Consider the following 26,669-nt stretch of genomic DNA (forward strand, 5'->3'; position numbering starts at 1 on the left):
GGGCCTCAGTCGTTGTCGTGGATTCGTGGTCGTGCTCGGAGGGGCGTGTGATCCGGTTCGCGGAGCGGCTGAGGCGATGACGCAGACCCGCAGTTCGTCGGCGAGGTCTTGGCGTGATCCCGCACGCAGTGAACGGTGCGTGTCGGGTGCGCCGGGCGTGCCTTGGCCGGCTGTGTGGGGCAGGTGTGCCGGGTGCTGCGCGGCTACTGGGCCCGCAGCGTCAGTCCATGACCGTTGGGGTTGCGCAGGGTGAGGACGTCGGCGTCGACGGTGGCCTGCGCGGTGCCGTCGAGGGCCTGGAGGACCGCCTGTTCGACCTCCATGGTTTCCGGGTCGCACATCATCCTGGTGGTCGCCACCTGGAAGGCGATATCGGAGCCTTCGGGGGTGTCGGTGATGGTGGCCGAGCCGGTCATCCGGTTGCAGCCGGCGAAGCCGGTGAGGGAGCCGTCCTCGGCGATGGTGAAGGTCGGCCGAAGTTCGTCGATCTTCTGTGAGTGGATCTGGGCGTCGGGGGTGAGCAGGGCATTGACGACCCAGGGCGTACCGCGCAGCGGGCGGTCGGGGAGCAGGACTTCCTTGTCCATCATGATCACGGTGGTGTTGTTGCCTTCGAGGGTGAGCCGGGCGTCGTCGAGCCGCCAGCTGGGCGAGGCATTGAGCAGATCACTGAGCCATCCGTCGGCGCCCATCTTCTCGCCGGGGCAGGCCATCAGCGTGCTGGCCAGGCCCGACACCTTGACGGTGTTGCCATCGAGTTCGACCGCGCCGCTATGGGTATTGCAGCCCGCCGATCCGGAGATCCGGCCCTCGGCGAAGGTGAGCGTCAGCGGGCCGCCGCCGGGAATCGGGGTGCCTTCCACCTCGGTGGAGAGGTAGGTGTGGCCCATCGGCGTCGGCGCGGGCCCGGCCGGCTCGGCGTCGTCGTTCGCGCAGGCCGTGGCGGCCGCGAGGGTGAGCAGCAATGCCGCTCCGAACCGGATCAGATGTGCCGACATGTCGCGATCCTACCGGCGGGTGATCTGCCGACTCGGGATTCGCGGGCGGTGTCCAGGTCCAGCTGCTGCGGCGGGCGGCGATCGGGTATCGACATTCCGGCCATCGCCGAAATTCAGATGACGCAGCGAACGCCGGGCCGTACCGTACGTCCCTGTCCGATAACGGGATACGGGGTGGACCAAGTGATTGCGGATTCGACATCCGAGTGGGTCGATCGCTGATGCGATTGTGGACCTTGCAGGCGGCGCAAGTCGTCGACGCCGTGCGTGACAACGGCGTCTACCGCGCAGACTGGCAATACGCGATCGTGAACTGGCGCCCGGCCTACCGGGCGATGGTCGCCGAGATGGAACGCCGGGGCATTGCCTGCCATGGTGCGGCACCGGTGTGGTGCTGGCCCGGCCGTGCACTGCGCCCCCGCGCGACGCGCAGCACCGCCAACAGTCTGCTCGGCCTCGACCAATGGGCGCGCGGCGTATATCTGATCAAGCTCGACGTGCCCGCCGCGCTCACCATGACCACCTCCTACGCCCGCTGGAACGACTACCTCGGCGTCACGATGGAGCTGCTGCGCGCCGCCGGCCGCACCGACGGTCCCGCCTTCCCACCCGAGCAGGCGCCCATGGATTGGAGCGCCACTCTCGAACACGAGTGGGACAACCTTCAGGTCGTGATCCCCGAACTGCGGCGCGAATGGGTCGTGCGCAGCCGCTACTACGCACCGGACGCCGAAACCGCCGCCAGCATCGCCGCCGACCCGGATCTCACCCCGTCGCCAGTTGACGCCGGCTGAGCACCGAGGACGGTCCCGGGGGCGGGCTGGATTTCCGTCACGGACAGACCGCCTCCTGGGCGTGGCGAACCCGGATCCGACTGGCGCCTGTGCTGACGCCGGAGACCGCGATGGTCGAGTGCGGCGGATGCGATCACCAGGTCTCGGAAGCCCAAGCTCCGGTCCGGACGCCGTCCACCTGCCCACTGGTGCGCCGGCTGCGCCGAAGGCGGGGTTCGGTCACGGGTCCGCGGTGCCGACTGGCGAGGCTGCCCGGATGACGCCGCCTGGTGTTCCGTGCTGAGCTCGCTCGCCGATCCTCGATTCGACCCCGAACCGCGACGCGCAAGCACCCGGCTCGGTGATCGCCGAGGCGCCGCCGGAGCCCCGGACTAGGCTGTCCCAAGTGACCACCGCCGCGCCGAAACCGCCTTCCACCTGGGCGCCACTGCGGATCCGGGTGTATCGGGCGTTGTGGATCGCGCAGCTCGTCTCCAATCTCGGCACCTGGATGCAGACGGTCGGCGCGCAGTGGATCCTGGTGGATCAGCCGAATGCCGCGACACTGGTGGCCTTCGTGCAGACCGCGACCACCTTGCCGGTGATGCTGCTGTCGATCCCGTCCGGCGTGATCGCCGACCTGGTGGATCGACGCAGGCTGCTGCTCGGTGCGCAGACGACCATGGCGTTGCTGGCGGCCACGCTCGCCGTCACAACGGCCACCGGGCACACCACGCCTGCGGTCCTGCTGACATTGCTGTTCCTGCTCGGTTGCGGCCAGGCGCTGACCGCGCCCGCCTGGCAGGCCATCCAGCCCGAACTGGTGCCGCGCGAACAGATTCCGTCGGTCGCGGCGCTCGGCAGTATGAGCATGAACATCGGGCGGGCGGTAGGGCCCGCGATCGCGGGTGTGCTGGTGTCGCTGTCGGGCCCGACGCTGGTGTTCACGCTCAACGCGCTGTCCTTCGGTGCCATCGTCGCCGCGCTGATCCTGTGGCGCCGACCGTCCACCGAGCGGTCGCTGCCCAGCGAACGCCCGCTGGCCGCCCTGCAGGCGGGCACCCGGTTCATCCGGGCCGCGCCGGCGATCCGGCGGGTGCTGCTGCGTTCCATCCTGTTCGTCGGGCCGGGTAGCGCGTTGTGGGCGCTGCTGCCGGTGGTCGCCCGCGACGGTCTGCACCTCGGCTCCTCCGGCTACGGCGTGATGCTCGGTGCCCTCGGCGTCGGTGCCGTTCTCGGTGCGTTGGCGCTGGCACGGGTCCGGGCGCTGCTCACCCCGACCAGGCAGCTGGCGGTCGCGGCGGTGATGTTCGGCGCCGCGACGGTCGGCGCCGCGCTGCTACACGCGCTGATTCCGGTGCTGCTGCTCCTGGTGTGCGCGGGCTTCGCCTGGCTGCTCGCGCTGTCCACCATGAACGCGACGATGCAGCTACTGCTGCCCGGATGGGTGCGGGCACGCGGGCTGTCTGTGTACATGCTGGTGTTCATGGGCGGGCAGGCCATCGGCTCGCTGGTGTGGGGCCTGGTCGCGGGCGCGTTCGGGGTGGTGACGGCGCTGTTGGCGGCGGCGGTCCTGCTCGGCTGCTGTGCGTTGAGCACGCTGTGGCTGCCGATCCGCCACGATGCCGACGCGCTCGATCTCACGCCGTCGGCGTTCTGGCCGGAACCGCAACTGGTGGAGGAACCGTCACCGGCCGACGGGCCGGTCATGGTGCTGCGCTCCTATGACGTGCCGCCGGAGAACGTCGACGAATTCCTGGCCGCGATGGTGTTCGTGGGCCGGTCCCGCCAGCGCACCGGCGCCATGGAGTGGCGGCTCTACCGCGATGTCGGGGTGGTCGACCGCTATGTCGAGGCGTTCGTGGTGCGCTCCTGGTCGGAGCATATGCAGCAGCATCAGGTCCGGCTCACCGCACAGGATCAGCTGCGCGAGAGCGCGGTGGCCCGCTACTCCGCCGATGAGCCGGGGACCGTCACGCACCTGGTCGCGGTGACGCCGCGGTAGTCACGGCCGGGAGATACGGACCGGGCAGTCGGTGGATCAGGCGGCGAAACCGGGCTGATTCGGCGCCAGGAGACCGAGCACATAGACTGTCGGCCATGCGGATGTTCCTGGATATCCTCCTGATCATCACCAGCGTGCTGCTGGTGCTGCTGGTGCTGCTGCACCGCGCCAAGGGTGGAGGTCTGTCCAGCCTGTTCGGCGGCGGCGTGCAGTCCAGCCTGTCCGGCTCGACCGTTGTGGAGAAGAACCTCGACCGCGTCACCATCTTCACCGGTCTCATCTGGTTGATCGCCATCCTCGGTATCGGCCTGGAGATCAAGTTCTCCTGATCCGCCGGATCGCCGGTGCGTGACCAGGAACACCGGCGCATCGCAGTCGGCTCCCGCGTGGCGTCGCGACCTGCGGCGACCGCGGCGATGTGACATCACGCAGAGGCGGACGTCTGCCGCGCACTATCCGACCGGAACCGTCTCGTCCCGGGTACGTGAGGTGCGGGCACCATCCATCGGCTCGATCGTCCGCGCAACCACGACCGCCAACAGCGTCCCCGCCGCCAGCACCACGGCCGCCACCGCGAACGCGGCGCCGTAACCCGCACCCAACAGCGGCGCCACCAGTAACGGCCCCAGCAGCTGACCGGCTCCGTACACCGCCGTCAATGAGGCAGCCGCCGCCGCCCCACGCAGCTCACCGCCGACCTCCATCGCCAGCAGCGTGATCCCCATGAACGTCGCGCCGAACAAGGCAGCCGCCAGCACGACCTGCCATGTTCCGCTCGACACCGCCAGCAAGACCGCCGACAGCAGCTGCGCGAACAACGCGATCGGCAGCAGCGCCGACGCCTGCCATCGCCGAGCCAGCGCACCCCACACCACCGTCGCCGGTGCCGCAGCCACCCCGACGATCACCCAGCTCAGCGGCGCCAGCGCAGCACCATCGGGCCCGCTCACCGCCGCCACCAGGAACGTCCCGATGACGATGTAGCCGAGCCCCTCCAGGAAGTACGCCCCCAACAGCAACCGCCACGCACTTCGACCCGCCCGCCGGACGGTCTGCCGCTGTGCGCCTCCCGCAGGAATCGGCAACTGGATCGCGGGCGCGAGCAGTAGCGCGGTGAGCGCCGCCGCCCCGGCCCACATCCCCTGCCACGACACCACCGGGCGCGCCACGAGCACCAGCACCCCGGTGATCGCGATCCCCACGCCCACGCCGGCGAACGCGATGCCCGCACCGTGCCGTCCGCCGGACACCGCGACGGCGCGGGCGCAGCCGACGAAGATCACGGCACTGGCCACCCCCGCCACCAGCCGAGACCCCGCGGCCACCGCACTAGGGGTCGGCACCGCCATTACTGCCTCGCTCGCGATCAGCGCCAGGGCCGACAGCCGGAAGAAGGTCGGACCGTGCAGTTTCGGCACACGCGCGAGCAGGACCGCGCCGAGCAGGTACCCCGCGTAGTTGGCGGCCGCGACGACCGCACCGGTATGGGCGTCGAGGCGCTGCGCGTCGATCATCACCGGCATGAGCGGGGTGTAGGCGAAACGGCCCACGCCCATCGCAGCGGCCAAACCGGCACAGGCTGCCAGCGCCTGCATCAGCGGGCGTCCGTGCGCACTGCCGTGTCGGGCCCACGGATTCGACTCGGAGGTAGCGGTCACGACATCCGACGCTAGGTCCCGCCCGATCCGCTGTGAAATGCTTCCTGTGCACGATGTATACGCTGGACGCATGGATGTCGAGCTGCGCCACCTGCGGGCCTTCGTCGCACTGTGCGAGGAAGCCAACTACACCCGCGCCGCCGCCTGCCTGCACCTGAGCCAGCCGGCGCTGACCCGGACCATCCAGCAGCTCGAGCGCCTGCTCGAATGCCGGTTGATCGAGCGCAGCTCGCGACACTTCGCCCTCACCGACGAGGGCCGGGAACTACTGGATCGCGGCCGCGGCATCCTCGCCGACGTCGACGCGGTCCGCGCCGACCTGGGCAGCCGCAGCGCCGTCGAACTCGGCTTCTCCTGGCTGCTGCCGGACGAATGGTTCACCGAAACCCGCACCCGCTTCGAGCAACTCGGCGGGCGCATCGCGCTGCGTCGCATCGACGATCCACTCACCGCGCTCACCGAACGCACCATCGATATCGCCATCTACCGCACCGGCAACGGCCTGCCCCGGCACCTCCGCTCCCGTCCGATCGCCACCGAACGCCGGGTACTCGCGGTCGCCTCCGCCTCCCCACTGGCCACCGCCACCGGACTACGCTGGGCCGGCCTCGCCCATGAGCCGCTGGTGGTCAATACCATCTCCGGGACGACAACCGCTGCATCCTGGGATCCGCCCGACCCGGCGCGCCCGGTCATCACCTGCACCAACTTCGACGAGTGGATCGAGCTGGTGGCCGCCGGACGCGGCATCGGTGTCGTTCCCGAACTTGCCCGGGTGCGTGCGCCGCACCCCGGGGTGGTGTATCGCGACCTACCGGACGCGCCGCCGTCACGGGTGCGGGTGGCGTGGCGGGCCGAACCGTCGCGGGCCGTGCGCCGGTTTCTCGAGGTCGCCTGAGCGGACAGAGTGCCGGCGACCTCGTGGACGTTCGAGGTCGAAACGGTCGACAGGCGAGTGCTCGAGATCAGCGCTTCGCCGACTGCCCGAGGTGATCTGCTTCGGCACCGGGTCGTGATCAGTCCGCGCGCGGTACGCGTCCATCGATGTCGGTGAACCCGTACTCCTCGGCGAGGTCGGCGACCCGGAAGGCGCGGCCGGAGCGGCGCTGTCGATCGGGATCGGCGGCCAGCGCGGTGACCGCGCGGCCAGGGAACCGCGGTGATTCCGCGGCATCCAGATCGAAACTGCCCTCACCGGGCAGCGTGACCCGCCGTTTGCCCTCCGCGTCGCGCGGAATCATCTGCAACAGCTCGGTATTCACAATGCCGGGCCACAGCGAGACGACCGTGACACCGTCCGCGGCCAGTTCGTGCGCCATATCGGCGGTGAGCCGATCCAGGGCGGTCTTGGCGACGCCGTAGACGGCATTGTGCATATGCCGTTCGGCGCCGGGGGAGGAGATATTGACGATCAATCCGCCCGATTCACGCAGTAGGGGCGCGGCGTAAACGCTGGCCGCGTAGTGGGAGCGCACGCCGACGTCGAAGGTCTCGTCCCAGGCCGTCGGCGGCACCTCCCAGAACGGTTTGCCCAGCCAGCGGGCGGCGGCCGGGGAGTTGTAGACGTTGTTCACCAGCAGGTCGAGCCGGCCCTGCTCGCCGCGTACCATCTCGAACAGCCGCTGCACCGCGTCGTCGTCGCGGTGATCGCAGATGTAGGGGATACCGGTGCCGCCCAGCGCATCGATCTCGGTGGCGGTGTCGTTTACGGTGCCGGGCAGCCGTCCCGGCGTGGTCGACCGCCCGGTGACGTACACCGTCGCGCCGGCCGCGCCCAGCTCGAGGGCGATGCCTTTACCGATGCCACGGCTGGCGCCGGTGACCACCGCGACCCGGCCGCTCAGTTGTGCAGGTATTCCGCTCACGGTCCCGGGACATTACCGTGAAACTGAAACGCGTTCTAGTGTTCGGGAGGTTGTCGTGGAAGTAGCTCATCGGTTCGTGACGGGCAATGGCGTGCGGTTGCACGTGGCGGAGCAGGGTGCGGGCGATCCGGTGGTGTTCTGCCACGGTTTCCCGCACACCTGGTTCGTCTGGCATCGGCAGATGGAAGCCGTGGCGAACGCGGGTTTCCGTGCACTGGCCCCGGACATGCGCGGATACGGTCGCAGCGACATCCCCGACGGTGTGGACGCCTACACCAACGAAGCCGTCATCGGCGACCTTCTCGCTCTGCTCGACGACATCGGCGCGCAACATGCCGTTTTCGTCGGCCTGGATTTCGGTGCGGCGTTGCTGTGGGAGCTGGCATTGCGCGCACCTGAGCGTGTGCGCGGTCTGGTGGTGCTGAACAACCCGTTCACCCCGCGCGCGCCGCGGGTGCCGTCGAGTTACTGGTCGAAGATGGCCGAAAGGCACTTCCTGCATCTCGAATACTTCCGCGAGCCCGGCGTCGCCGACACTGCGTTGGCCGCCCGTCCGCGCGAATTCCTCTCCCGCGTGTACTACGCGCTCAGCGGCGACTACCACTACCTCGACACCTGGCGTAACCCGCCCGGCATCAGCTATCTCGAGGCACTCCCGGAAGCGCCGTCACTGCCCTGGAAGTGGCTGTCGTCCAAAGAATTCGACACGCTCGCAGCCGATTTCGAACGTACCGGTTTCACCGGCGGCCTGAGCTGGTATCGCGCCATCGACCGCAACTGGGAACTGACCGCCGACTACGCCGGCGCCTCGGCAGGTGTCCCGGTGTACTTCATCTACGGCGAGAACGACCCGGATATGGAGGGCTTCAGCGGCCGCGACCCGCTCGACACCATGCGGGCGCACGTCCCCGACCTGCGTGCTGTCGAAAAAGTCGATGGCGCGGGGCATTTGGTTCAGCTGGAGCGTTCCGATGCGGTGAATGCCTTCCTGCTCGAGAGCCTGCGTGGGCTCGGGGTCGCCGGGGAATTCGCCGAGGAACGTTCGACCTCGGCATAGATGCGGGCGCCTGCTCGAGACCGGGCAGGTGTGCCGTAGCCGACACTCGACGCAGCTGCGGACGCGGAGTAGTCTCCCAATCATATACGGTGCCGTATAGATGGAGGCTCGCCATGACACTTCCCCCTGGTCAACGTGCTGTCGACGGGTTCCCACGCTTCGGTACCCATCTCCACCACCCGCCCCCGGCGGTGCCCGTCGATCCGGCCATCGAGATCGGTGGCGTGGTAGCCGAGCCCTTCACTGTGTCGGTGGCCGATCTCGCGACGATGCCGCGCCGCGAGCAGCGCTCCGACTTCCATTGCGTCGCCGGCTGGTCGGCCACCGGCCTGCTGTGGGAAGGGGTGCCGTTCGGCACCTTCTACCGCTCGCAGATCGAGCCGCGGCTAGAACCGGGCACCTCGATCAGCCACCTCATCTTCGAAGGTCTCGACGGCTTCCAATCGACCGTGGAACTCGCCGACGCCCTGGCCGACGACGTCCTCATCGCCGACCGCCTCGACGGCCAACCGCTCAACAGCGACCACGGCGCCCCCGTCCGTCTCGTCAGCCCCCGCCAATACGGCTTCATCAACACAAAACACCTCTGCCGCATCGAATTACACACCTCCACACCCCCGGTGACCGACCGATGGTCCCCCCTCGCCTCACACCCGAGGGCACGAGTGTGGGAGGAGGAACGCCACCGGCATCTGCCGGGTCGGGTAGTGCGGCCGGTGTATCGGTCGTTGATCGGGCCGATTCGCCGGCTCAGTGCGCGGGGGAGTGCGGAGGGGTAGGGGTCTGGTCGGTGGGTCGGCGCTGCTGCGGCTGAACTTTGCGACGGCCATGTCAGGTGGCCGGCAGGCTGGATTGTGCCGGCCGGGTGATCGGGTTTTCGCGATAACGCACTCGTGTGCCGCCGCCGAGTAGGTGTGCTCGGCCCCCTGATCAAACGGTACGGACCGCGGACACCGCCAGTGTGCTGTACTGCATCATGAACCCGCCGCCCAGTGCATCGATCGCCGCGCCGACGGCCGTCGAAATCGTGGCCCGCTGACCAGGGCCGAGCCGGGTGAGGCCGCCGGTGGTGGGAAGTAGCGCCAGCCATTCCGCGCGGGTGTACGGCTGCTCCCAGTCGTACCGCCAGTGTTCGGGCTCGGTGAAGGCGCCGGTGGAATGCAGTGCTTCGGCGAACTTCGCATACATCGCCTCGTACATCTCCACTGACCGCCGGGCCGGCTGGTCGGCGAACGGGGAGTCCGGCACGGCGCGACGGTAGGCGGCGGCGAACGGTTCGGCGACCTCGGGTGGCGGTTCGAAGACATGCCCGAAGATGGTGAGTCGCCCACCTGGCCGCAGCACCTGTGCCGCCTTCTTCGCGCCGACAGCGGGATCCACCCAATGCCAGGACTGTGCCGCGATGACAGCATCGAAGCTGCGCCCATCCGGCGCCCAGGCCTCGAAGGTGGCGACCTCCACCGGCAGCCCACTAGCACGCGCGAACTCGGCCATCCGTGCATCCGGTTCGACACCGAGCACAGTGCAGCCCGCGGCCTGGAACTGCCGTCCCGCGATGCCGGTGCCGCAGCCGACATCGAGCACCGCGCTCCCGGGGCTGCCCGCGATGATCCGGTTCACCAGGGCATCGGAGTACCGGGGCCGTGCCCGGTCGTAGCCGGGCGCGTCCACACCGAATGATTCCGCCATCGCCCGAGTCTGATGCGGCTGCGGTGCTGCTGATTCGGGTTCTTCCCGAGGTAGAGTGGGCATGTGCCCACACTAGTGGGCGGTTGCCCACCTGGCAACGTGTTCGTTCGTGAGGAGTCTCGAGTGCCCACTGGAGTACATCTGCGTGACGCGCGGCAGCAACTGTTCGATGCGGCCGAACGCATCCTGCTGCGCGACGGGCCGAACGGACTCACCAGCCGGGCCGTCACCGATGAGGCCGGATGCGCCAAGGGCGTGCTGCACCGCCACTTCGCCGATTTCGACGCCTTCCTCACCGATCTCGTCCTCGACCGCGCCGCACAACTGGAGGCGCAAGCAGATTCGCTCCGGGCCTCCGCCGGCACCGGCACGGTAACCGGCAACCTCGCATCCGCACTCACGGTCCTCTTCGGCCCGGTCCCGGTGGCGATCATCCCGCTCATCACCTTCCGCGACGAACTCCGCGCCCGCCTCCGCCGAGCCCGCCCCGGAGGCGGCATCGCCATCCTCGGCCACGCCACCGACGCCGTCGCCGCCTACCTCACCGCCGAACGCACGCTCGGCCGCATCACCCCCGACGCCGACATCGATTCCCTCACCCTCTCCCTGGTCGGCGGTGGAAACCTCCTACACGCCGACCGGGATTCCCCGCCCACCACCCAGGCGATCGAGAAACTGGTGGAGGCCGTGCTCGCAGGGGTTCTTTAGTGGGTGTGCGGAGTGGTTTGGGGACTGCTGAGCGATATGACGCAGCAGGGCGGTCGCGTTGAAGGGATCCCGCAATTGCGAGAACGGCTACCGGACGGAAACAGACCAAACGCTATGTGCGATCAGAACTTCGTCATCGTCTTCAGTCAGGGCAGCGATTTCGCTTTCCGAAGTTGATGTCGCGTAGTGGTCGAAATCCTTTCTGTCGCTTCAGCGATCAGCGTTACGAGTGGTACCTTCATCCTTATCTATTTCACGTTCAGTCCAGAGTGCACGCACGCCGAGTTTGTTTGGGGTATCGAACCCGAACGATGACCACCCCATTTTCATTGTCCTATTCATACTTCACACCTGCATTCAGTGCGCGTGCGAAAAACCTCCAGGGGTTGAAAGTCTCGATATCGCCGCGGGTTCCGTGTGCGTCTTCGAGCCATGCTGCAAGACTCTCGAGCAGGTCGGAAGCGAGCATGTTGGCGTATACATCGGGATTCTCGCTCATACCGGTCGATGTCGCTCTGGCGAATGTGATTAACAAATCCAAGCTGTCAACTGATTCTGGGTCCAACTCGGTCACTGAAACTTCCTCATCCGAATTCGAGTCCGAGGGTTGATCGCGGCGATCCATCTGGTCGGTTCTTGGCAGACGCGGTGCTGTTCCGGCGGTAATTTATGCGAGACATTCTTGCTAATTTGTTCTCTCAATCTCTGGCGCGGTATTTAAATCGGCTCGAACTCCACGATCGCGAGCTCGGTAAAAAACCGGACATCAAGCCAATCCTGCTGAATACGCCCTGTCGAGCAAATCGAATACCTTCCGGTAGACGTAGGTGGTCAGAGTGGGTTGTAGCGCCCGACTTGGCCCTGTTTAGGGGCCGGTCGGTGACGCACCAATCATTTGGGAACGACCGATTGTGGGAGAATTCCGCGTGTCCACTTGTCATCGAGCTTCCACAGAAATGCGCGCGGAGACTTTTTCTCAATCATTTCCTTGAGGGTTTCGCCAATTGGTGGATCGGAGATCGAGAACCTCTCAGATGCTGACCCGATCATCGATGTGGCGTACCGACGACAACTTGCGCACCACTCAATTATTTCCGCTCGCCCTGCGAATCTGGACATTTCGTGGTAATACCATCGGACCGAATGTCGTCCGCAGTGAGGGCAATTTCTCTCGGGTCCAAGATCGCTTATTCCAGTACGGCCTAAGGCTTCCTTCTCCTCGCCATCGTATCCGGTCCACGTGTAGTCGTCCATCAGCTATCCCGTCCTGCGAAGGAAGGTCTGATACATCGAACGGCCGAAGTCTTCCGCAGCGTGCTCCGGTCCGCCTACGGTTATCGCACTCATCCTGAACTGTTGGTGGTGGTAGATTTCATGAAAGATGGTCGTGATCAGTGTTTCATCGGATCTGAAAGCGGACTCGCTCAACTCTATCAGTGGTCGTCCTCGTGAACCAAGATATGGCGTTCCATCCGAGTTGTGAGGTGAGTTGCCGAAGACGGTCCTACCGCCACCGAGGCGTTCCTCGATATCTGGGGCATATTGAATGTCATAGTCTCTGACGCTCATTCCTGCGCGACCGAGCATCATCTTGATCCGCTCTATTCGGCACGGGGTTAAGCCGAGTGGGTCGAACTCCACCAGTGGGTTCGTCGGATACGCCAGTGGATTTGGAGAAGGAAGTAGGCCAAATGGATCTATTGACGTGTACCGTGCGGTTTCTGGGTCGTAATATCGGTGGAAATTGTAGTGAAGCCCACTTTCGTAGTCGTACTGCTGACCAGGAAAGCGAAGTGGGCTCTCGGCCGTTCCACGCCACGCGGTCGTGCCCCAGAGGCTGGTTTTGGCCTCACCAATGATAGAACAAGTGTGGGCGTCGATCAGTGCTAATGGAGTGCCGGAATTGTCGGCAACTATTACCCCGTGGCTGATGGGGTTCGCGACTTTTCTGGAAATTGTCTGCGTAACCGCAAATGGGCTGCCGGGATGGTAGGTCCATAAATAGACGTAATCTGAATAAGCTTCCACCAGCGTGGCTCCGTCCCATTCGAATCTGATTACGGTGACCTGCGCTCGAGCATTCGTAAAACGCTGCTTGGTTGTTCTCCTCCCAAGGGCGTCGTAGGTGTAGTGCCACCATTGGCCGGTGGGGGTGTAGACGTCGGTGAGTTGGTCGAAGGCGTTGTAGCGGTAGTGCCAGACGTCGGGTTTGCGGGATGGGCGGGTGGTGGTTTTGCGGATGAGGCGGCCGGCGGGGTCGTAATGGTACTGGTGGCGGCCGTCTCGGATGAGGAGGTTGTTGTGGTACTCGCGGCGGCCGTGGGTGGGTGAGTTTTGTTGGGGTGGGGGTGGATTGGCCGGGGGCGCCGGTGGGGTGGGGTATCCCTGGTGCGGGTTGGCGGGGGCTGTGGGGTGGTGGCCGGACGGGCCGGGGGTGGTGGGGTCGGGGGTGAGGACGCCGCCGGAGGTGATGTTGGAGAGGTGGTCGTAGGTGTATTGCTCGGTGGGGGTGCCGTTTCGGGTGATTCGAGTGACTCGGCCTATGGGGTCGAGGGTGTATTCGCGGTGGTCGGTGACAGAGCCGGGGTGGGTGGTGGTGTGGGTGGTGAGGTAGCCGTCGGGGCGCCAGGTGTAGTCATCGCGGCGGAGGAGGCGGGGGCCTGGGCTTGCGGCGGTGGGCGGTAGTGGGGGCTCGTTGCTGGGGGAGGTGCCGAGGGGGTAGTGCGTTGCGGGCTGAGGCGGGAACTCGGTGGATTGTGCGGCGGGGTAACCGTGGTGAGTGGGTGCGGCGTACCCGCCAGACGTCGAGCTCGGGGCGGCTGCTGATCCGCTGCTGGAGGGCTGGGTGGTGAATCCGGGTGGGGTGGCCGGGTATCGGCTGGGATCTGGCTGGGGGTTCCAGGGGTTCGAACTGGGCGTCGGCTCGGCGGACGGTAGGTGGGCGGTGACGATCTGGTGGGTGGTGTGGCCGACGGGGGTGAAGGCTCGGTCGATGGAGATGTTGCCGATGCGCCAGCCGGTGGTGCGGCCGAGGGGGTCGTGGGTGAACGAGATCGAGTGACCGTCGGTGGTCATCTGGGTGACGCGGCCGGTGGCGTCGTGGGTCCAGGTGGTGTGGCCGCCGGAGGGTGTGGTGCGGGTGGTGCGGCGGCCGAATTGGTCGTGGGTGAAGACCATGGGTGGTTCGTCGTCGACCTGTTGAGAAGCGAGTCGGCCGGTGGGGGTGTGGGTGAATTGGAGGGTGTGGGTGCGGGTTTCGCCGGTGCCGGAGACGGCGGTCTTCAACCGGCCGGCCACATCGTGGGTGTAGTGGATCCATTCGCCGGTGTCGGCGGTGATCGAGGTGAGGCGGCCGAGCACGTCGTGGGTGTGATGGCGGGTCACGCCGGTGGCGGGGGTGACCGTGGCGACGCGGCCCGCGACATCGTGGGTGTAGTGGGTGGTGGCACCCGTGTAGTCGGTTTCCGAGACGAGACGCCCCGCCGGGTCGTAGCGGTAGTGCCAGGTCTGGCCGATGGGGTTGGCGACGGCGGTGAGGCGACGCTGGGTGTCCCACTGGTAGTGGGTCATGGCGCCGTCGGGTTCGGTGCGGGCGGTGAGGAGATCGAAGGCGCCGTACGTGTAGCGGGTGATGCCGTTGGCGCGGTTGACGTGGGCGGTGAGGTTGAGTTCGCCGTCCCAGATCCAGGATTCGCCGACGCCGTCGGGGTCGATGCGGCGCATCAGTTTGCCCTCGCCGGACCACACGTATCGGACTACCGAGCCGAGTGGGTCGGTGACGGTGATCGGGCGGCCGAAGTGGTCGCGCTCGATGGTGGTGACAGCGCCGTGCGGATCGGTGACCCGGACCGGAAGACCTGCGGAATCGACCTCGACGCGCGTGACGGCGCCGATGGGCTCGGTGACCGTGGCGACCGCACCGGAGGCGTGGTGGGTATAGGTGGTGCGTAGGCCGGCGGGGTCGATGGTGGCGGCCAGGTTGCCGTCGGGGTCCCACTCCTGCCGGGTGACGGTGCCGTCGACGTTGGTGATCGCGACGGGCCGGTTGTGTGCCTGGTAGGCGATGTCGATGGACAGTCCGTCGGGGCGCGTGATGCGGTAGGGGTCCCCGGCTGGGGTGTAGTGGTAGGTGGTGACGGCGCCGTCGGGGGCGATGACTCGAGTGGGGCGGCGGTTGTCGTCGTAGTCGGTGCGGGTGCGAGCGCCGGCGGGGTCGATATGTTCGATCAGCCGAAGGTCGGTGTTGAAGAGGAAAGTGGTCGCTGCGCCGAGGGAATCGGTGTGGATGGTGCGCGACATCGACTGGTCGGGGGTGGTGAAGTAGTCGAAGGTGGCGTTGAGGATGTTTGAGTTGCCGTGCTGGGCTACGACCCGGCCTTCGGTGTCGTAGGTGTTGAGCATGCGGTTGCCGTTGGAATCGGTCCAGCCGGTCAGGCGATGGGCGTCGTCGTAGGAGTAGTGGGTGGTGGCGCCGACACCGTTGGTGACCGACACCAACTCACCGGCCTCGTAGGCGAAAGCCCGCACCTGCGTGAGGATCTCGCTGTCGCTGTCGCTGTCGCTGTCGCTGTCGCTGTCGCTGTCGCTGTCGCTGCTACTGCCGCTACTGCTGCTGCTGCTGCTGCTGCTGCCGCCGCTGCTGGTGGTTGTGCCGCTGCTGCTGCTGCTGCTGCTGTCGCTGCTGGTCGTGCTGCCGCCGCTGCTGCTGCTGGTGCTGGCGCTGTAGTTGTTGGCGCCGCGGGCGTGACTGTCGTAGTCGGTGGGGTCAGTGCCGCCGGGATCGCCGCCGCTACGGCCTGCGCCGGTTTCAAGGGACTCACTTCTGGCCCCGCCACTGTCGTGGGCTGCGCCGGGTTGGGCGTGCCCACGGTGCGTGGCGGCACCTGGGCTCGCGTCGGTAGCGGCGCTACCACTGTCGGCGCTGCCCGCACCGGTCGCGGGCGCAGGGCCGACCACCGCGAGTGCGGTGACGCGCCCGTCCTCGGTACTCACCCGCACCCGATACCCGCCGGTGTGGGTGATTTCCACCGGTGCGCCGTCGCGGTCGTAGTGGAAGCGGATGCGATTGTGGTGGCGGTCGGTGATCGCGGAGATGGCGTAGTTGCCGAGGAGCGCATCGAGCCCGCCGAGGGCGGGGGCGGGGGTGAAGTGCCAGGTGAGTTCCCGGTCGGGGTCGTAGACGCGGTAGCCGCCGACCTCGGTGCGTGACATCGGCCAACGTTGGCCGCCGTTGCGGGGCAGGACCGGCTTACCGACTTCGGGGTGCGGGTAGACCAGCAGCAGGCCGTGTTCGCCGATGAAGGTGACGGTGTCGTCTTCGACGACGACGCGCATGTCCAGGGTCGCCGACCAGGACGGGCCGAACCAGCGCCCGAACCGGTAGCTCGAACGGTGCCGCCGCAGCAACACCAGCGGGAGCACCCCGGGCAGTTCGAGATCGGTTTCCGGGAGCAGGAATTCACCGGTCGCGACGTCGACGGGGTCGTTGCATTCGGTGACGTCCTTGGCGTCCTGGGTGTTCTTCGGCCCGCCTTCGGTGGCCTTGTCGCCGACGCCGTCGTCGGCTTTGGCCTGGTCCTGCGGTTTGCCCGGTTGATCTGGAGTGCGTTCCGGATCACCGGTCTTGGAGGGTGTATCGGTGGAGGCCGTGCTGGTGTCGGGAGATTTGTCGCCCGGCTTGCTCGGAGTGTCGGTGTCCTTCGGCTTGGTCGGGGTGTCGGTCGAGGCGGTGGTGGTGTCGGTGGAGGTTTTCTTCGTGCTGCTCGGGCTGTTCTTTCCGGTTTTGCCGAGGACCTTCGTGATGGCCTTCCACGCATCCTTCAGCTTCGCCAGCAGTGGTTTCAGTTTGGCGAAGGTGGAGGCGACCTTGGAGAACAGCCGCGCAATGGTGGCCATCGTCTTCGCCACATATGTCGCTGCCTGGGCGGCGATGATCGGTGTGGCGGTGCCGAGGGAGAACACCGCCTCGGCGGCCCAGACCGCCAGCCGGCCGACGGTTTGGGCGACGATGTCGCGCACCGTCATCCGCACCGCCGCCACGATCCCGCCGGCCATCTCGATCGCCTGCGATGCCGCTGTCGCCGCCGCGGCGGCTGCCGCCAGTGCATCGGAGGTTTCCGCGGCCCGCGCCCGATACGCCGACGCCGCCGCACCCGACCAATTCGCGATATCCGCCGCGACCGCCTGCTTGTGGGTGTCGACAGCCGCACTGACCTGGGTGGCGACGTTCTCCCAGGTCTTGGCATACGCGGTGATCTGATCGGGGTCGCCGGCCACCCAATCCAACGCATCCTGCAACGGCTCGACGTGCTCGATCAGGAAACCGACACCGAACCCGGCCAGCGTCCCGAACGGATCCACCACCATCGAGGCGACCTCGAGCCCGGCGGCCGCGATCCCGACCCCGGCCTCGATCCACGACCCCGACGAGATCGCATCACCGACATCGGCGACCGACTCGAACAACGTGACCCCGGAATACCACTCGGTGGAATCCTCGGGGGCGGCGATCAGCGGGTTCGACTGCGTGTCGGTCACTGCGACTCCCCGTGACCGGCGGAAGATGGCACGGCGAGCGCCCCGGCCGCGCGCCAATCACGCGAGACCAGTCCAGCAAAACCGGTCACTGCGACACCCCACTACCGGCCGCCCGCACCGCCGCCGAATTCGAATCATCCGCCTGGGCGAACGAATCCGCCGCCGCCCGCAGCTTCGCCGCGTCCTCGGTCAAGGCCGTCACCGCCGTCTCCAACGCGGTGATCCCCTCGGTCTCCACCGAATCGACGAACAACGGCGGCAGAAACGCGCACAACTTGCCGAACGCGTCCGACGGCGCCGAAACAGCCTTGGCAGCCTCCACCGCCTGCCCCATCGGACCGTTCAAGCCCTCGACATTCGAGGCGTGGGTGCGCAATTCGTCGGGCTGAACCTGCACCGGCTGTGCGTCGGACATCGACATCCCCCCGTCTAGCTACAGAACTGTTCGTCGATATTACCGATCTACACCAACCAACCTCGCTCGTTGCGCTGCTGGTAGTGCAGGTCGTCGCCGTCGACGGGGTTCGGGCCGGACCCGGGCCGCCACCCCGCACCGGCGACCACAGCGCCCGGCGATGCTGTCTACCTGGCCTCGCGCCAGAACGTGAGGCCGCGCTCGGCCTGGCGAGTGTCCGGGTGGTCCGGTCCGAGAAGCCGCAGGCGCCGCACATGCAGCGCTTCGTACTCGGTCACCGCACCTTCGGTATCGCCGACGAGACCCAGCCATGCGGCCAGATTCTCCTGCGCGAGCAGCGTTTTCGGGTGATCGGGCCCGAGGATTCGGCGCCGCTGCGAAACCTGCTGCCGGTACTCCGCTACGGCTCCCTGCGGGTCACCGCTCGCCCCGTGCCAGAAGGCGAGGCTGGCGCGTGTCCGCAGAGTGTCGGCATGATCGGCCCCGAGCACCCGTTGCCGCTGTTCGAGCAGGATGCGGTAGTGGCCGACCGCGCTGTCGACGTCACCGGTACGGGCCAGCCAGTAGGCGAGATCGCTTCTCGTCGTGAGAGTGTCGGGATGGTCCGGCCCGAGTGAAGCCGTCCGGTCGGCCAGTAGCGTCGTGAAGCCGCGCACAGCCTGTTCGGGCTGTCCGCTCTTGCCGTGCAGCGACGCGACGAGACCGCGCAGGGACAAGATCTCGGGGTGCAGCGGGTCGAGCACCCGCAATCGGGTATCGAGAAGAGCGTCGAGATCGCCGAGCGCGCCGGTGTAATCCCCGGAACGGCCGCGCCACCATGCCAGAGCTCGGATCGTCGCGACGGTGGCGTGATGATCGCGGCCTTGCACCCGCAACCGATCGGTCAGCAGCGCTGTCAACTGCGCGACGGCCGCTTCGGCGTCACCGCTGCACTGAGCCAGTTCACCGCGGGTATCGAGGGTATCCGGATGGTCCTGGCCGAGAACCCGCTCCTGCGCGGCCAGCACAGCGCCGAACCGCGCTACGGCGGCGGCGACATGCCCGCTGTCGCCGAGCCATGTGGCAATCCCCGCGCGGAGTCGGAGAGTATCGCGATGGTCGGCTCCCAGCGCTTTCTCGAACTCCGGCAACCATGCTGCCCAGCGCTGGTGATTGTCGGCGGCCCGGTCGGTATCGGCCAGGGACAACGCCGCAAGCGCGGCCGCCGAGTCGCCCGCCGCGAGGTGGTGGCGTGGCAGCGATGATCGCGCGTAGGCGGCGATCGCAGCTGTGGGCACGGCATCCGGTGCGTCGAGCTGAGTTTCGAGCGCACTGATGATCGCGCGATGGATGCGCCTGTCGTCGGAACCGCCGGGCCCCAGGACACCGGTCAACGCGGACGCGAATTCGGAGTGGATGATGCCGACCGTTTCTTCCGGCAGGCCAGGGCGCCCACGAGCGATGAGCGAACCCAGCTCGACGAGCAGGTCTCGGATTCGCGCCAGCGGTAGGTCGGCCCCGAGGGCCAGCAGCGCCGATCGGAGCACCGGAATCGGCAGGCTCGGCCCGATTCCGGCGGCGAGCAGGATCCGTATGGTGGCGTCGAGGATGCCCCGATCGGCACAACGGCGTTCGGCGATCTCCAGTCTGACCCTGATGAGCTCGCTGAGACCGGCCTGCCCGGGCAGGGCGCCTTCGTCCTCGGCGGCGATTTCGGTGAGCAGCCTTCCGAGGAGCCAGCCGCCGGCATCGAGGGCTTCCACCAGGTGGTCGAGCGTTGCGGAAGCATCGCGGATCCCTCTGGCGGCGAGGGCATCCTGCAGGTCGGTGCGGGTCGGGGCGGCGACATGGATACGGGTAGCGTGACGCAGTTCGCCGCCGGTGTCGGGCTCGGTACCCGTGCGGACGCCCGCGATGACATGCACAGGCGGGCGGTCCGGGTGGTCCGTCGTCAGTTGCCGGATGGCTGCGACAATGATGCTTCGCGCCCCCGGCTCGGGCTGGTCGAGGCCGTCGATGACGACGGTGACGCGTCGCCGGCAGCGGCGCAATGCACGCGCGATGTCGACATCGAAACCGGTGAGGTTCGCTCGCTCCGCACTGGTGAGTTCGTTCTGCGCAGCCTCACGTGCGGCGGTGTAGCCGGGCACTCTGCCATGCAGCTGGTCGACGATGTCGGCGGTGAGCGAATCGAGGGTGCTGGTGATGTCGAGGAAGACCGCGGCGGTGACGTACCTTTCGTTGATGTCCAGCTCGTCCACGAGATTCGGGCGGATCAACAGCGACAGAACTGTTGATTTGCCTGCGCCGGCGGGACCGTGCACCAACCGTAGGGGCGCGGGCCGGGCATCCAGTATGGCCTGGAGCGCCTCGCGGACAGTGGTGGTGATCAGCACTGCGGTGGTGAGCTGATCGACGAACCCCGCCGCTGCGTGGCCGGTGACGGCATGGCGATGCAGCGCTTGGTTGGGCACCAGCCACAGCCCCCGGTCGCCGAGGTTCGTCCGGATCGGCGAGCCTCGGGTGTGGGAGGTGTGGTGCGGGATCTGCCTCGGGCATCGCTGAGCCAGTGCGTCGACGAAGTCCGCGCACAGCAGCTGCGAGCCGGCGGTCGGCATTCCGGCGTCGAACATGTCGAGGAGGGTGCGGGTGAAGCATCCGTCGTAGGCGTTGTGGTCGCCCGAGGCGACCAGCAGTTCGAATCGGCCATCCACGGCCAGCATCTCCGGCCAGCGCGATCCCGCGCCCGCCACGGCTTCGCCTGCCTCGCAGGCGTCCACGAGCACGATGAGTCCATCCAGCGACGGGTATTCGCCGAGGCGTTCCCTGATGGTCTGTGTCAGATGGATGGCGGTGTCGGAGTCCGCGCCTCGCGCCGGCGAGTCCTGGGCCAGCAGGCGAAAATCGGCGGTGCCAGAGGATGTCCCGTGCCCGAGAAAGAACAGCAGCAGGGTTGCGTTCGACGCGTCGGCTGTTGCGAATGCCCGCTTGATCGCCGTTTTCAGCTCCGTGACGGTGGGATTCAGCACCAGCCCGGTGTCGATCACCGGTTGCCAGCCGCCTCGCCGGGTCACGGCGGAGTGGAACTCGGCGGCCAGTTCTTCGAAGAAGTTCCGCGGGGGCAGCGCGGCGCATTGCGATCCCACGATCAGCGCTACCCGATTCGCCACTATGCCACTATGAAGGCCGGGGGTGCTGCGGCACAACCGAATCCATTCATCTGGCTCGTTAGGGACTGGCGATGGCAACGATCGTGCTCGTGCACGGGATCGCGCAGGAGCAGTACTCCGCCGACACCTTGGAAGCCGCGTGGCTGCCCGCGCTCGCCGGCGGCGTCCGGACCAGCGGTGCTCATGCGTTGGCGGATCTGTTGTGGCGGCACCGGGCCGACGGCCGCATCGACACCCGCATGGCCTACTACGGCGATCTCTTCCTCAGCGCGGGCGCACAGGGCGGCCCGTCATCCGATCCCGGCGACGATGTCGCAGCGGAGCTCACCGAGAGCCTCGCCCGAGCGTTGCTCGAGAATGCGGCGGCATTCGCGGCGGATCCGCGTGATCGCGCTGAGGCTGCGCGCCGGCTGGGGCAACTCGATCCGCACGGTGAAGCGCAGGGAGCGCGTTCGGCGCTGCGTCCGGCGTTGAACGGGTTGGCGGCCCTTCGCTGGTTCGCACCGCTCGGCGTCGGGGTGGCCGGCCGCACTGTGTGGCGCGCTTTGTCGCAGGTCACCCGGTACCTCGGCGATGAACGGGTGCGCGCCGAGGCGCAGTCTCGGGTGCGCACGCAGATCGGTCCGGACACCCGGTTGGTGATCGGTCATTCGCTGGGTTCGGTGGTCGCCTACGAAGCGTTGCACCACTGCGAGCATCCGGTCGCGCTGCTCACCTTGGGTTCGCCGCTGGGGCTGCGCACCGTCGTCTATGACCTCCTGCGGCCAGCGCCACCCACTGTTCCTGTGGCGGTCACCCGATGGGACAACCTCGTCGACCGCGATGATCTCGTCGCTGCCCGCGTCGATCTCGCCGAACTCTTCCCGGCCGCGGCCGGTTCCACTGTCCTACCGGTCACCGCGCCCCTGGTCGACAACGGGGCCAAACCGCACGATGCGACGCACTACCTCACCAAATCCGAGGTCGGAGGGATCGTCAGTGCGGTTCTCGGGCCTGCTGCCCGAGACCGCTGGGTCCGTTGAGGATGAAGCAGGTGATAGGCACGGTCGGCTGCCCGATCTCCACCAACCACCCACGCTCGTTGCGCTGCTGGTAGTACAGGTCGTCGTCTTCGACCGGTCGGGAACGGGCGGCGGCGGGGGCTCGGAGGCGCGGAATCGCGCGAAGTTTGCAGAGTGAGATATTCGAATTGACTGCGAGTCACGGAAAGTGGCCTTTGTCGAGGGCATGTGGGCATGACGCGATATGTGAAATCGGGCGGTGGATACCCGGCGGGACAGCGGGAATCGGTAGTGCCGAACGGGCGCGAAAAGTATTGTCGCCGGGTAGTTCGCAGTGAATACCGAAGGGAATATTCCGCGCGGAATATTCGGCCTGGTTCGACGGTGGATCGCATAGGTCGGGTTATTCGCTCAAGTACTTCTCGATGCCGTCCAGGCGGTCTGCGCGGAACAACTCGACGCCGTCGGCCGCATCGAGCAACGCCCACTGATCCTCGTCCGGAACGGGGATCAGTTGGTAGCCGGCGCGGCGGGCGCGCGCGGTGAGGAAGCGCAGTCGCGCGGCGGTCGCTCGGTCGGTGTGCGGGTGCTCGTTCACTGGCCTCGGCTCCTGTTCTCGGCGTCGGGCTGCCAGTTGCGCAGGGCATCGGCGAACCGGGTCAATGTTCGAGTATCGGTGATGATCGGGCAGTTCAGCGGCTGTTTCGGCGACGGGACCCCGGACCGGCCGGGGATTCGTCGCTGCAGCGACGTGCTCACGAGTGCCTCCGGATGCGTGGTTCAGAAACCCATATGCGGACGGTCGGCGGGAACCATGCGGCGATCCGCGACCAGCCGCGCCTTCGCCTGCTGCTTGACCGCACAGACCGAGACCAGGCAGTCGATGTGCACCTGCATCACCCGATGCGCCTCGCCCACGGTCATGGACGACACCCGCTGATGATCGAGCACGGGATCTCCGAACATCGTTGCACCTCTCAACTGTCGAAACACGGATGAAGGAAAGTGCCCGGCGGTATCACCGAATGCGCGGTGCGGACCCGGCGCGCCGTACGGAGGGGCATCGGCCGCGACGCGCTGTCCTATTCACCGCCGGACACGCAGTAAGTAAACACCGAGATTTCGTGTTTTTGGCGTGTCTGTATGCAATTGGCGCACAATGAATTTGATCCACCTGGACCGGTTGCTCCGAGTTAAATGACCGTTCCATCTGAGTTGACATGACGGTGAGCGAAGCTAACGAAAGGTGATGTTCGTGCCCGTGGAATCGAGTCCTTCGACCCTGCCGCGACGAGTGCTCGGACGGCGGTTGGTCCAATTGCGTGAGTCACGCGAACTGAGTCGTGCACTCGCTGCGCGCCGGGTTCAGATGGGCACACAGACGCTGTGGCGCTTGGAGACCGGTCGCAGCAGTGAAGTGAAGCGGATGGTCATCAACGCACTCTGTGATCTGTACGAGTCGAGCGCGGAGGAGCGGCGCGAGTTGCTGTGGTTGGCGGAGGAAACCAAGAAGGAGGGCTGGTGGCAGTCATATGTCGACGCGATGGTCCCAGAGGTCGAGGTGTACGTGAGCCTCGAGCAGTCGGCGCGCAGAACGATCACATGGCAATCGACCCTGGTTCCGGGACTGTTGCAGACCGCCGACTACCGGCACGCCGTGTGGGATATCGCGAAGACGCAGCGTCAGCGTATCGACTTCACGCGCGAGATCGCGCTGCTCGAACGGCGGCAGAGCCGACTCCGCGACTCGGACAACTTCGCCTTCTCCGCGCTCCTGTGCGAGTCGGTGTTGCTGCGCCAAGTGGGCGGCCCTGAGGTCATGGCCGCTCAGCTGGAGCGGCTTCTCGAGGCCGGGGAACTGCCGAACGTGTCGATCCGGGTGGCCAGGCTGGGCACGCCGAGCCATGCCGGGCTGATCAACAAGGACTTCGTGTTCATCGAGTTTCCTGAGCACCTGAATCCCGCGCTGAGTGAACCGCCGGTGGTGTTCATCGAGGGCTTCACGGGCGACCTCTACCTGGACAAGCCGCTGGAGATCGAGACCTATCGCGCGGCATACACCGATATTGGTCGGGTAGCGTTGGACGAGCGGGATACTCGCAGTCTCATCGAGTCGATTCTCAAGGAGCGTGCAGCGTGAAAGTCGATCTGTCTGAAGCTGTTTGGTTCAAGAGCTCCCGCAGCACCGGAAGCAAGGAGTGCGTCGAGATCGCCCATCTCGGCTCCGGCAAAGTCGGCCTCCGTGACTCGAAGAACCCGACCGGCCCCGCGCTGGTCTTCGGTCCGGACGAATGGGATGCCTTCTTGACGGGCATATCAGCGGGCAGGTTCGATCGGTCCTCCTGACATTCGAGTCAGCAGTGATCAGCTGGGCGGCGTCGGGTCGTTCGTTGCGCTCCGAGCGGGCGATTCGGCGGGCGTCCGCCCGGCGAATCGGGCCGGTGATCTGATCGGCTGACGCCGGAGAACCGTGCTCGGGCAACACCGATGGTCTCATGGTCAGAACGGCCGCACTGCCATCTGGATACGATGTGGCAAATCCCGGCCGTGATCGGCGCGCACCTCGTATCGTTGAGGGTGCGACCCGCCACCAGGAAAACTGTTCGGGCCCAGCGTATCCCCAGCGTCACGTGTTTTGCGGGTATCTCGACGGGATACCCCGGTGGCAGTGCAGGGCGATGCCGGAAGTACCCGTAGGCGCGGCGGTGGGCCGTGAGTGAGCTTCACCTGCGGTAATGCCGGAGAGCTCGACCCGGCGCTGCTCGGCTGCTCTTCCCGGCCGTCGAGTGGCATCCACCCAGCTCCACCGTCATCACAGTTCGGTTCGACGAGAAGCAAGGAGACGGTTATGCAACTGCTGGACTTCTCAGCGAGCCTGATCGACCCGCAGGCGATCGTGGACGCCGGATACGCCGGCGTGATCGGCTACTTCTCAGAATCCCGGCCGGGCACCAACTTCGGCGCCAAACCCCTCCGCCGCGACTACTGCGACGCACTGCGCGCACACGGGCTGGAAATCGTCTCCAACTACCAGTACGGCAAAGGCGACACCTCCGACTGGCTGGGCGGCTACGACGCGGGAGTCCACCACGCGCAGATCGCCATGCGCTACCACACCGAGGCCGGCGGACCGCCGCGACGACCGATCTACGCGCCGGTCGATGCCAACCCCACCCTGCAACAGTGGAACGACCTGATCGCGCCGTTCCTGCGCGGCTGGGCCAGCGTGGTCGGACTCGAATGGACCGGCATGTACGGCAATGCCCGCTGCATCGAATGGGCGCTGGAAGACGATGTCGCCCGGTGGTTCTGGCAACACAACTGGTCCGGTGACCCGGCCCTCAATGTCGACCATCCCGCCGCGCACATGCACCAGATCGAGATCGACGCCCGACAAGTGGGAGGAGTGACCGTCGATGTGAACACGGTGCTGAAACCCGATTTCGGGCAGTGGTCGCTGGCGAGCTCGGCGCCCGCCCCCGAATTCCGTGAGATCAACGAGATCGGCGTGTCCCCGAACTGGCACTCCCGGGAAGGCGCGCCGGTGCTGTGGTGGCTGCTGCACACCCAGGAAGGCAACGGCACCGCCGAATCGCTGGCGAACTACCTGCAGAACCCGAACAGCGGCGTCTCCTACCACTACACCATCGACAATTCGGTGACCGTGGTGGACGTCATCGACACCGACGTCGCGTCCTGGTCGGTGCTCGACGCCAACAATCGTTCGATCAACCTGTGCTTCGCCGGCAGCCGCGCGGCCTGGTCGCGGCAGCAGTGGCTGGACAACATGGGGCGCGCCATCGACGTCGCCGCCTACCTGGCAGTGCAGGACAGCCGCCGATACGGCTTCCCGGCGCGCATCATCTCACCCGCGGAACTCGGCGCCGGACGGCCCGGCATCGCCGACCACTACGCGGTCACCGAAGGGCTCGGCGTCGGCTCGCACACCGACGTCGGCCCGAACTTCCCCTGGGACGTCTTCTCGGCGGCAATTACCAAGTACGCGAATGGAGCTGACATGTCCTTCCTCGAAGAAACCCTCACCAACTACCGAGGCGACACCGTCACCGTCGGCACTCTGCTGCACTACCTCGACAAACACGTCGGCCTCACCCTCGACCAGGTCGCCGGCCCCGACACCTCCCGAGGCGCGGACTTCCCCGGCTGGGAAGCCCTCGGCGGCCGCACCGTCGTCGAAGCCCTCGCCGCCATCGGCGAAAAACTCGGCATCGAAGGCTTCGGCAACCCCACCTGACCCGATTGGGTGGGGTCCGCTGCGACCACGCCGCCGTCAGCGGTATTCGGTGGCCAAATCGGTGTAATCACGCCACTTCGGCATCGGCTGAGTGCTCAGGTAGGCGCTGAAACGGTCGAGCAGGTATTGCCAGCGGGGGCCGACCTTCGCGGCATCGTCGGGGTGGACGTGGCGGCGGACGAGTTCGAGGTTGGTCACCACGCCGACCTGGCTCAGACGCAGCTCGAGGGCGCCGTCGCCGTCGATCCGGGCGTGGAGTTCGTTCGGTGCCGAGCAGTGGTCGATGTGCACGGTGAGGGGGCCGGGGACGGGACCGTCGTCGGGTTCGATGACGAGGTCGGTGCCGGTGCCCGAGACCGCTCCGAACCAGCGCACGAGCTGGCGGGCCTCGGTGCAGGCCGCCCACACCCCGAGCACAGGATGCCGGAACGACCGTAGGTAGTGCAGAAGTACCAGCTCGTCGGGGCAATCGTGTTCCGGCCGCACTTCGCCGAGCATCGACGTCGTCGTCATCGGTGTACCTCCCGCGGTTCGCTGTCGCTGTCGAGAGTATTTCCCG

The 26,669-nt window shown here is 66.9% G+C and carries 22 protein-coding genes; 11 read left to right on the forward strand and 11 right to left on the reverse strand.

The genetic code is table 11. The features are described 5' to 3' along the window. Positions 1-203: 203 nt before the first annotated feature. Positions 204-998 (reverse strand): META domain-containing protein, encoded by a 795-nt coding sequence (locus AC5W7N_RS11755; protein WP_194990032.1) that lies wholly within the window; start codon positions 996-998, stop codon positions 204-206. 221 nt (positions 999-1,219) lie between these two features. Here AC5W7N_RS11755 and AC5W7N_RS11760 point away from each other — a divergent pair, with 221 nt between their 5' ends. The 3 genes from AC5W7N_RS11760 (at position 1,220) to secG (ending at position 4,105) form a co-directional block, all read left to right on the forward strand. Continuing rightward, on the forward strand, positions 1,220-1,792 hold the full coding sequence (locus AC5W7N_RS11760) for a DUF3841 domain-containing protein (protein WP_280499673.1): 573 nt from the start codon (positions 1,220-1,222) through the stop codon (positions 1,790-1,792). A gap of 385 nt (positions 1,793-2,177) precedes the next feature. Continuing rightward, the gene (locus tag AC5W7N_RS11765) at positions 2,178-3,776 is read left to right on the forward strand and encodes an MFS transporter (RefSeq protein ID WP_163815979.1); all 1,599 of its coding nucleotides are present in this window, start codon (positions 2,178-2,180) and stop codon (positions 3,774-3,776) included. Between the two features lie 95 nt (positions 3,777-3,871). Continuing rightward, positions 3,872-4,105, forward strand: coding sequence for a preprotein translocase subunit SecG (gene secG, locus AC5W7N_RS11770; RefSeq protein WP_036537777.1), 234 nt, complete (start codon positions 3,872-3,874; stop codon positions 4,103-4,105). A gap of 123 nt (positions 4,106-4,228) precedes the next feature. Here the strand turns inward: secG and AC5W7N_RS11775 are convergent, their stop codons facing one another. Then, positions 4,229-5,434 (reverse strand): YbfB/YjiJ family MFS transporter, encoded by a 1,206-nt coding sequence (locus tag AC5W7N_RS11775; protein ID WP_280499675.1) that lies wholly within the window; start codon positions 5,432-5,434, stop codon positions 4,229-4,231. Positions 5,435-5,504: 70 nt separating this feature from the next. Here AC5W7N_RS11775 and AC5W7N_RS11780 point away from each other — a divergent pair, with 70 nt between their 5' ends. Beyond that, a complete protein-coding gene (locus AC5W7N_RS11780; RefSeq protein WP_194990031.1) occupies positions 5,505-6,332 on the forward strand; it encodes a LysR family transcriptional regulator in 828 nt (275 codons plus the stop codon). Positions 6,333-6,450: 118 nt separating this feature from the next. Here the strand turns inward: AC5W7N_RS11780 and AC5W7N_RS11785 are convergent, their stop codons facing one another. Next, positions 6,451-7,299, reverse strand: a complete 849-nt coding sequence (locus tag AC5W7N_RS11785) for an SDR family NAD(P)-dependent oxidoreductase (protein WP_194990030.1) — start codon at positions 7,297-7,299, stop codon at positions 6,451-6,453. 55 nt (positions 7,300-7,354) lie between these two features. On the opposite strand from AC5W7N_RS11785, the gene AC5W7N_RS11790 reads away from it, so the two are divergent. Both AC5W7N_RS11790 and AC5W7N_RS11795 read left to right on the forward strand, forming a co-directional pair. Then, positions 7,355-8,356, forward strand: a complete 1,002-nt coding sequence (locus AC5W7N_RS11790) for an alpha/beta fold hydrolase (protein WP_280499676.1) — start codon at positions 7,355-7,357, stop codon at positions 8,354-8,356. Between the two features lie 113 nt (positions 8,357-8,469). Next, positions 8,470-9,135, forward strand: coding sequence for a molybdopterin-dependent oxidoreductase (locus AC5W7N_RS11795; RefSeq protein WP_194990028.1), 666 nt, complete (start codon positions 8,470-8,472; stop codon positions 9,133-9,135). A gap of 151 nt (positions 9,136-9,286) precedes the next feature. Here AC5W7N_RS11795 and AC5W7N_RS11800 read toward each other — a convergent pair whose 3' ends face one another. Next, a complete protein-coding gene (locus AC5W7N_RS11800) occupies positions 9,287-10,045 on the reverse strand; it encodes a class I SAM-dependent methyltransferase (RefSeq protein WP_228806220.1) in 759 nt (252 codons plus the stop codon). Positions 10,046-10,168: 123 nt separating this feature from the next. On the opposite strand from AC5W7N_RS11800, the gene AC5W7N_RS11805 reads away from it, so the two are divergent. Next, positions 10,169-10,753, forward strand: coding sequence for a TetR/AcrR family transcriptional regulator (locus AC5W7N_RS11805; RefSeq protein ID WP_195007054.1), 585 nt, complete (start codon positions 10,169-10,171; stop codon positions 10,751-10,753). A 334-nt stretch (positions 10,754-11,087) separates the two neighbouring features. Here the strand turns inward: AC5W7N_RS11805 and AC5W7N_RS11810 are convergent, their stop codons facing one another. The 4 genes from AC5W7N_RS11810 to AC5W7N_RS11825 form a co-directional block, all read right to left on the reverse strand. Beyond that, positions 11,088-11,327 (reverse strand): hypothetical protein, encoded by a 240-nt coding sequence (locus AC5W7N_RS11810; RefSeq protein ID WP_194990025.1) that lies wholly within the window; start codon positions 11,325-11,327, stop codon positions 11,088-11,090. Positions 11,328-12,010: 683 nt separating this feature from the next. Beyond that, on the reverse strand, positions 12,011-17,290 hold the full coding sequence (locus AC5W7N_RS11815; RefSeq protein ID WP_495923710.1) for a DUF6531 domain-containing protein: 5,280 nt from the start codon (positions 17,288-17,290) through the stop codon (positions 12,011-12,013). A gap of 85 nt (positions 17,291-17,375) precedes the next feature. Beyond that, positions 17,376-17,705, reverse strand: a complete 330-nt coding sequence (locus tag AC5W7N_RS11820) for a type VII secretion target (RefSeq protein WP_163817450.1) — start codon at positions 17,703-17,705, stop codon at positions 17,376-17,378. 167 nt (positions 17,706-17,872) lie between these two features. After that, on the reverse strand, positions 17,873-20,854 hold the full coding sequence (locus tag AC5W7N_RS11825) for a tetratricopeptide repeat protein (RefSeq protein ID WP_195019604.1): 2,982 nt from the start codon (positions 20,852-20,854) through the stop codon (positions 17,873-17,875). 71 nt (positions 20,855-20,925) lie between these two features. Between AC5W7N_RS11825 and AC5W7N_RS11830 the strand changes: the two genes are divergently transcribed. Then, positions 20,926-21,876 carry a hypothetical protein gene (locus tag AC5W7N_RS11830; protein ID WP_495923712.1) on the forward strand — a complete coding sequence of 317 codons (951 nt, stop codon included), beginning with the start codon at positions 20,926-20,928 and terminating at the stop codon, positions 21,874-21,876. Between the two features lie 382 nt (positions 21,877-22,258). Here AC5W7N_RS11830 and AC5W7N_RS11835 read toward each other — a convergent pair whose 3' ends face one another. Together AC5W7N_RS11835 and AC5W7N_RS11840 are read right to left on the reverse strand one after the other, a co-directional pair. Continuing rightward, complete coding sequence (locus AC5W7N_RS11835) at positions 22,259-22,453, reverse strand: hypothetical protein (protein WP_163817444.1); 195 nt, start codon at positions 22,451-22,453, stop codon at positions 22,259-22,261. A gap of 182 nt (positions 22,454-22,635) precedes the next feature. After that, positions 22,636-22,821, reverse strand: a complete 186-nt coding sequence (locus tag AC5W7N_RS11840) for a hypothetical protein (protein WP_194991791.1) — start codon at positions 22,819-22,821, stop codon at positions 22,636-22,638. 283 nt (positions 22,822-23,104) lie between these two features. Between AC5W7N_RS11840 and AC5W7N_RS11845 the strand changes: the two genes are divergently transcribed. The 3 genes from AC5W7N_RS11845 (at position 23,105) to AC5W7N_RS11855 (ending at position 26,110) form a co-directional block, all read left to right on the forward strand. Next, the gene (locus AC5W7N_RS11845; protein ID WP_228806829.1) at positions 23,105-23,995 is read left to right on the forward strand and encodes a helix-turn-helix domain-containing protein; all 891 of its coding nucleotides are present in this window, start codon (positions 23,105-23,107) and stop codon (positions 23,993-23,995) included. Next, complete coding sequence (locus AC5W7N_RS11850) at positions 23,992-24,201, forward strand: DUF397 domain-containing protein (RefSeq protein ID WP_195019601.1); 210 nt, start codon at positions 23,992-23,994, stop codon at positions 24,199-24,201. The genes AC5W7N_RS11845 and AC5W7N_RS11850 overlap by 4 nt, the downstream gene beginning before the upstream one ends. A 502-nt stretch (positions 24,202-24,703) precedes the next feature. Further along, positions 24,704-26,110: a glycoside hydrolase domain-containing protein gene (locus AC5W7N_RS11855; protein WP_194991788.1), complete on the forward strand. Its 1,407-nt coding sequence runs from the start codon at positions 24,704-24,706 to the stop codon at positions 26,108-26,110. 36 nt (positions 26,111-26,146) lie between these two features. Here AC5W7N_RS11855 and AC5W7N_RS11860 read toward each other — a convergent pair whose 3' ends face one another. Further along, positions 26,147-26,623, reverse strand: coding sequence for an SRPBCC family protein (locus AC5W7N_RS11860; protein ID WP_195019600.1), 477 nt, complete (start codon positions 26,621-26,623; stop codon positions 26,147-26,149). Between the last annotated feature and the right edge of the window lie 46 nt (positions 26,624-26,669).

The sequence above is a fragment of the Nocardia sp. CDC519 genome (assembly GCF_059509835.1).

What these genes read in the sequence shown, in the direction of transcription:
- AC5W7N_RS11760 (WP_280499673.1), top strand. Translation starts at nt 1,220, where the DNA reads ATGCGATTGTGGACCTTGCAGGCGGCGCAAGTCGTCGACGCCGTGCGT.
- AC5W7N_RS11755 (WP_194990032.1), bottom strand. Translation starts at nt 998, where the DNA reads ATGTCGGCACATCTGATCCGGTTCGGAGCGGCATTGCTGCTCACCCTC.
- AC5W7N_RS11855 (WP_194991788.1), top strand. Translation starts at nt 24,704, where the DNA reads ATGCAACTGCTGGACTTCTCAGCGAGCCTGATCGACCCGCAGGCGATC.
- AC5W7N_RS11795 (WP_194990028.1), top strand. Translation starts at nt 8,470, where the DNA reads ATGACACTTCCCCCTGGTCAACGTGCTGTCGACGGGTTCCCACGCTTC.
- AC5W7N_RS11800 (WP_228806220.1), bottom strand. Translation starts at nt 10,045, where the DNA reads ATGGCGGAATCATTCGGTGTGGACGCGCCCGGCTACGACCGGGCACGG.
- AC5W7N_RS11780 (WP_194990031.1), top strand. Translation starts at nt 5,505, where the DNA reads ATGGATGTCGAGCTGCGCCACCTGCGGGCCTTCGTCGCACTGTGCGAG.
- AC5W7N_RS11820 (WP_163817450.1), bottom strand. Translation starts at nt 17,705, where the DNA reads ATGTCCGACGCACAGCCGGTGCAGGTTCAGCCCGACGAATTGCGCACC.
- AC5W7N_RS11860 (WP_195019600.1), bottom strand. Translation starts at nt 26,623, where the DNA reads ATGACGACGACGTCGATGCTCGGCGAAGTGCGGCCGGAACACGATTGC.
- AC5W7N_RS11830 (WP_495923712.1), top strand. Translation starts at nt 20,926, where the DNA reads ATGGCAACGATCGTGCTCGTGCACGGGATCGCGCAGGAGCAGTACTCC.
- AC5W7N_RS11840 (WP_194991791.1), bottom strand. Translation starts at nt 22,821, where the DNA reads ATGTTCGGAGATCCCGTGCTCGATCATCAGCGGGTGTCGTCCATGACC.
- secG (WP_036537777.1), top strand. Translation starts at nt 3,872, where the DNA reads ATGCGGATGTTCCTGGATATCCTCCTGATCATCACCAGCGTGCTGCTG.
- AC5W7N_RS11845 (WP_228806829.1), top strand. Translation starts at nt 23,105, where the DNA reads ATGTTCGTGCCCGTGGAATCGAGTCCTTCGACCCTGCCGCGACGAGTG.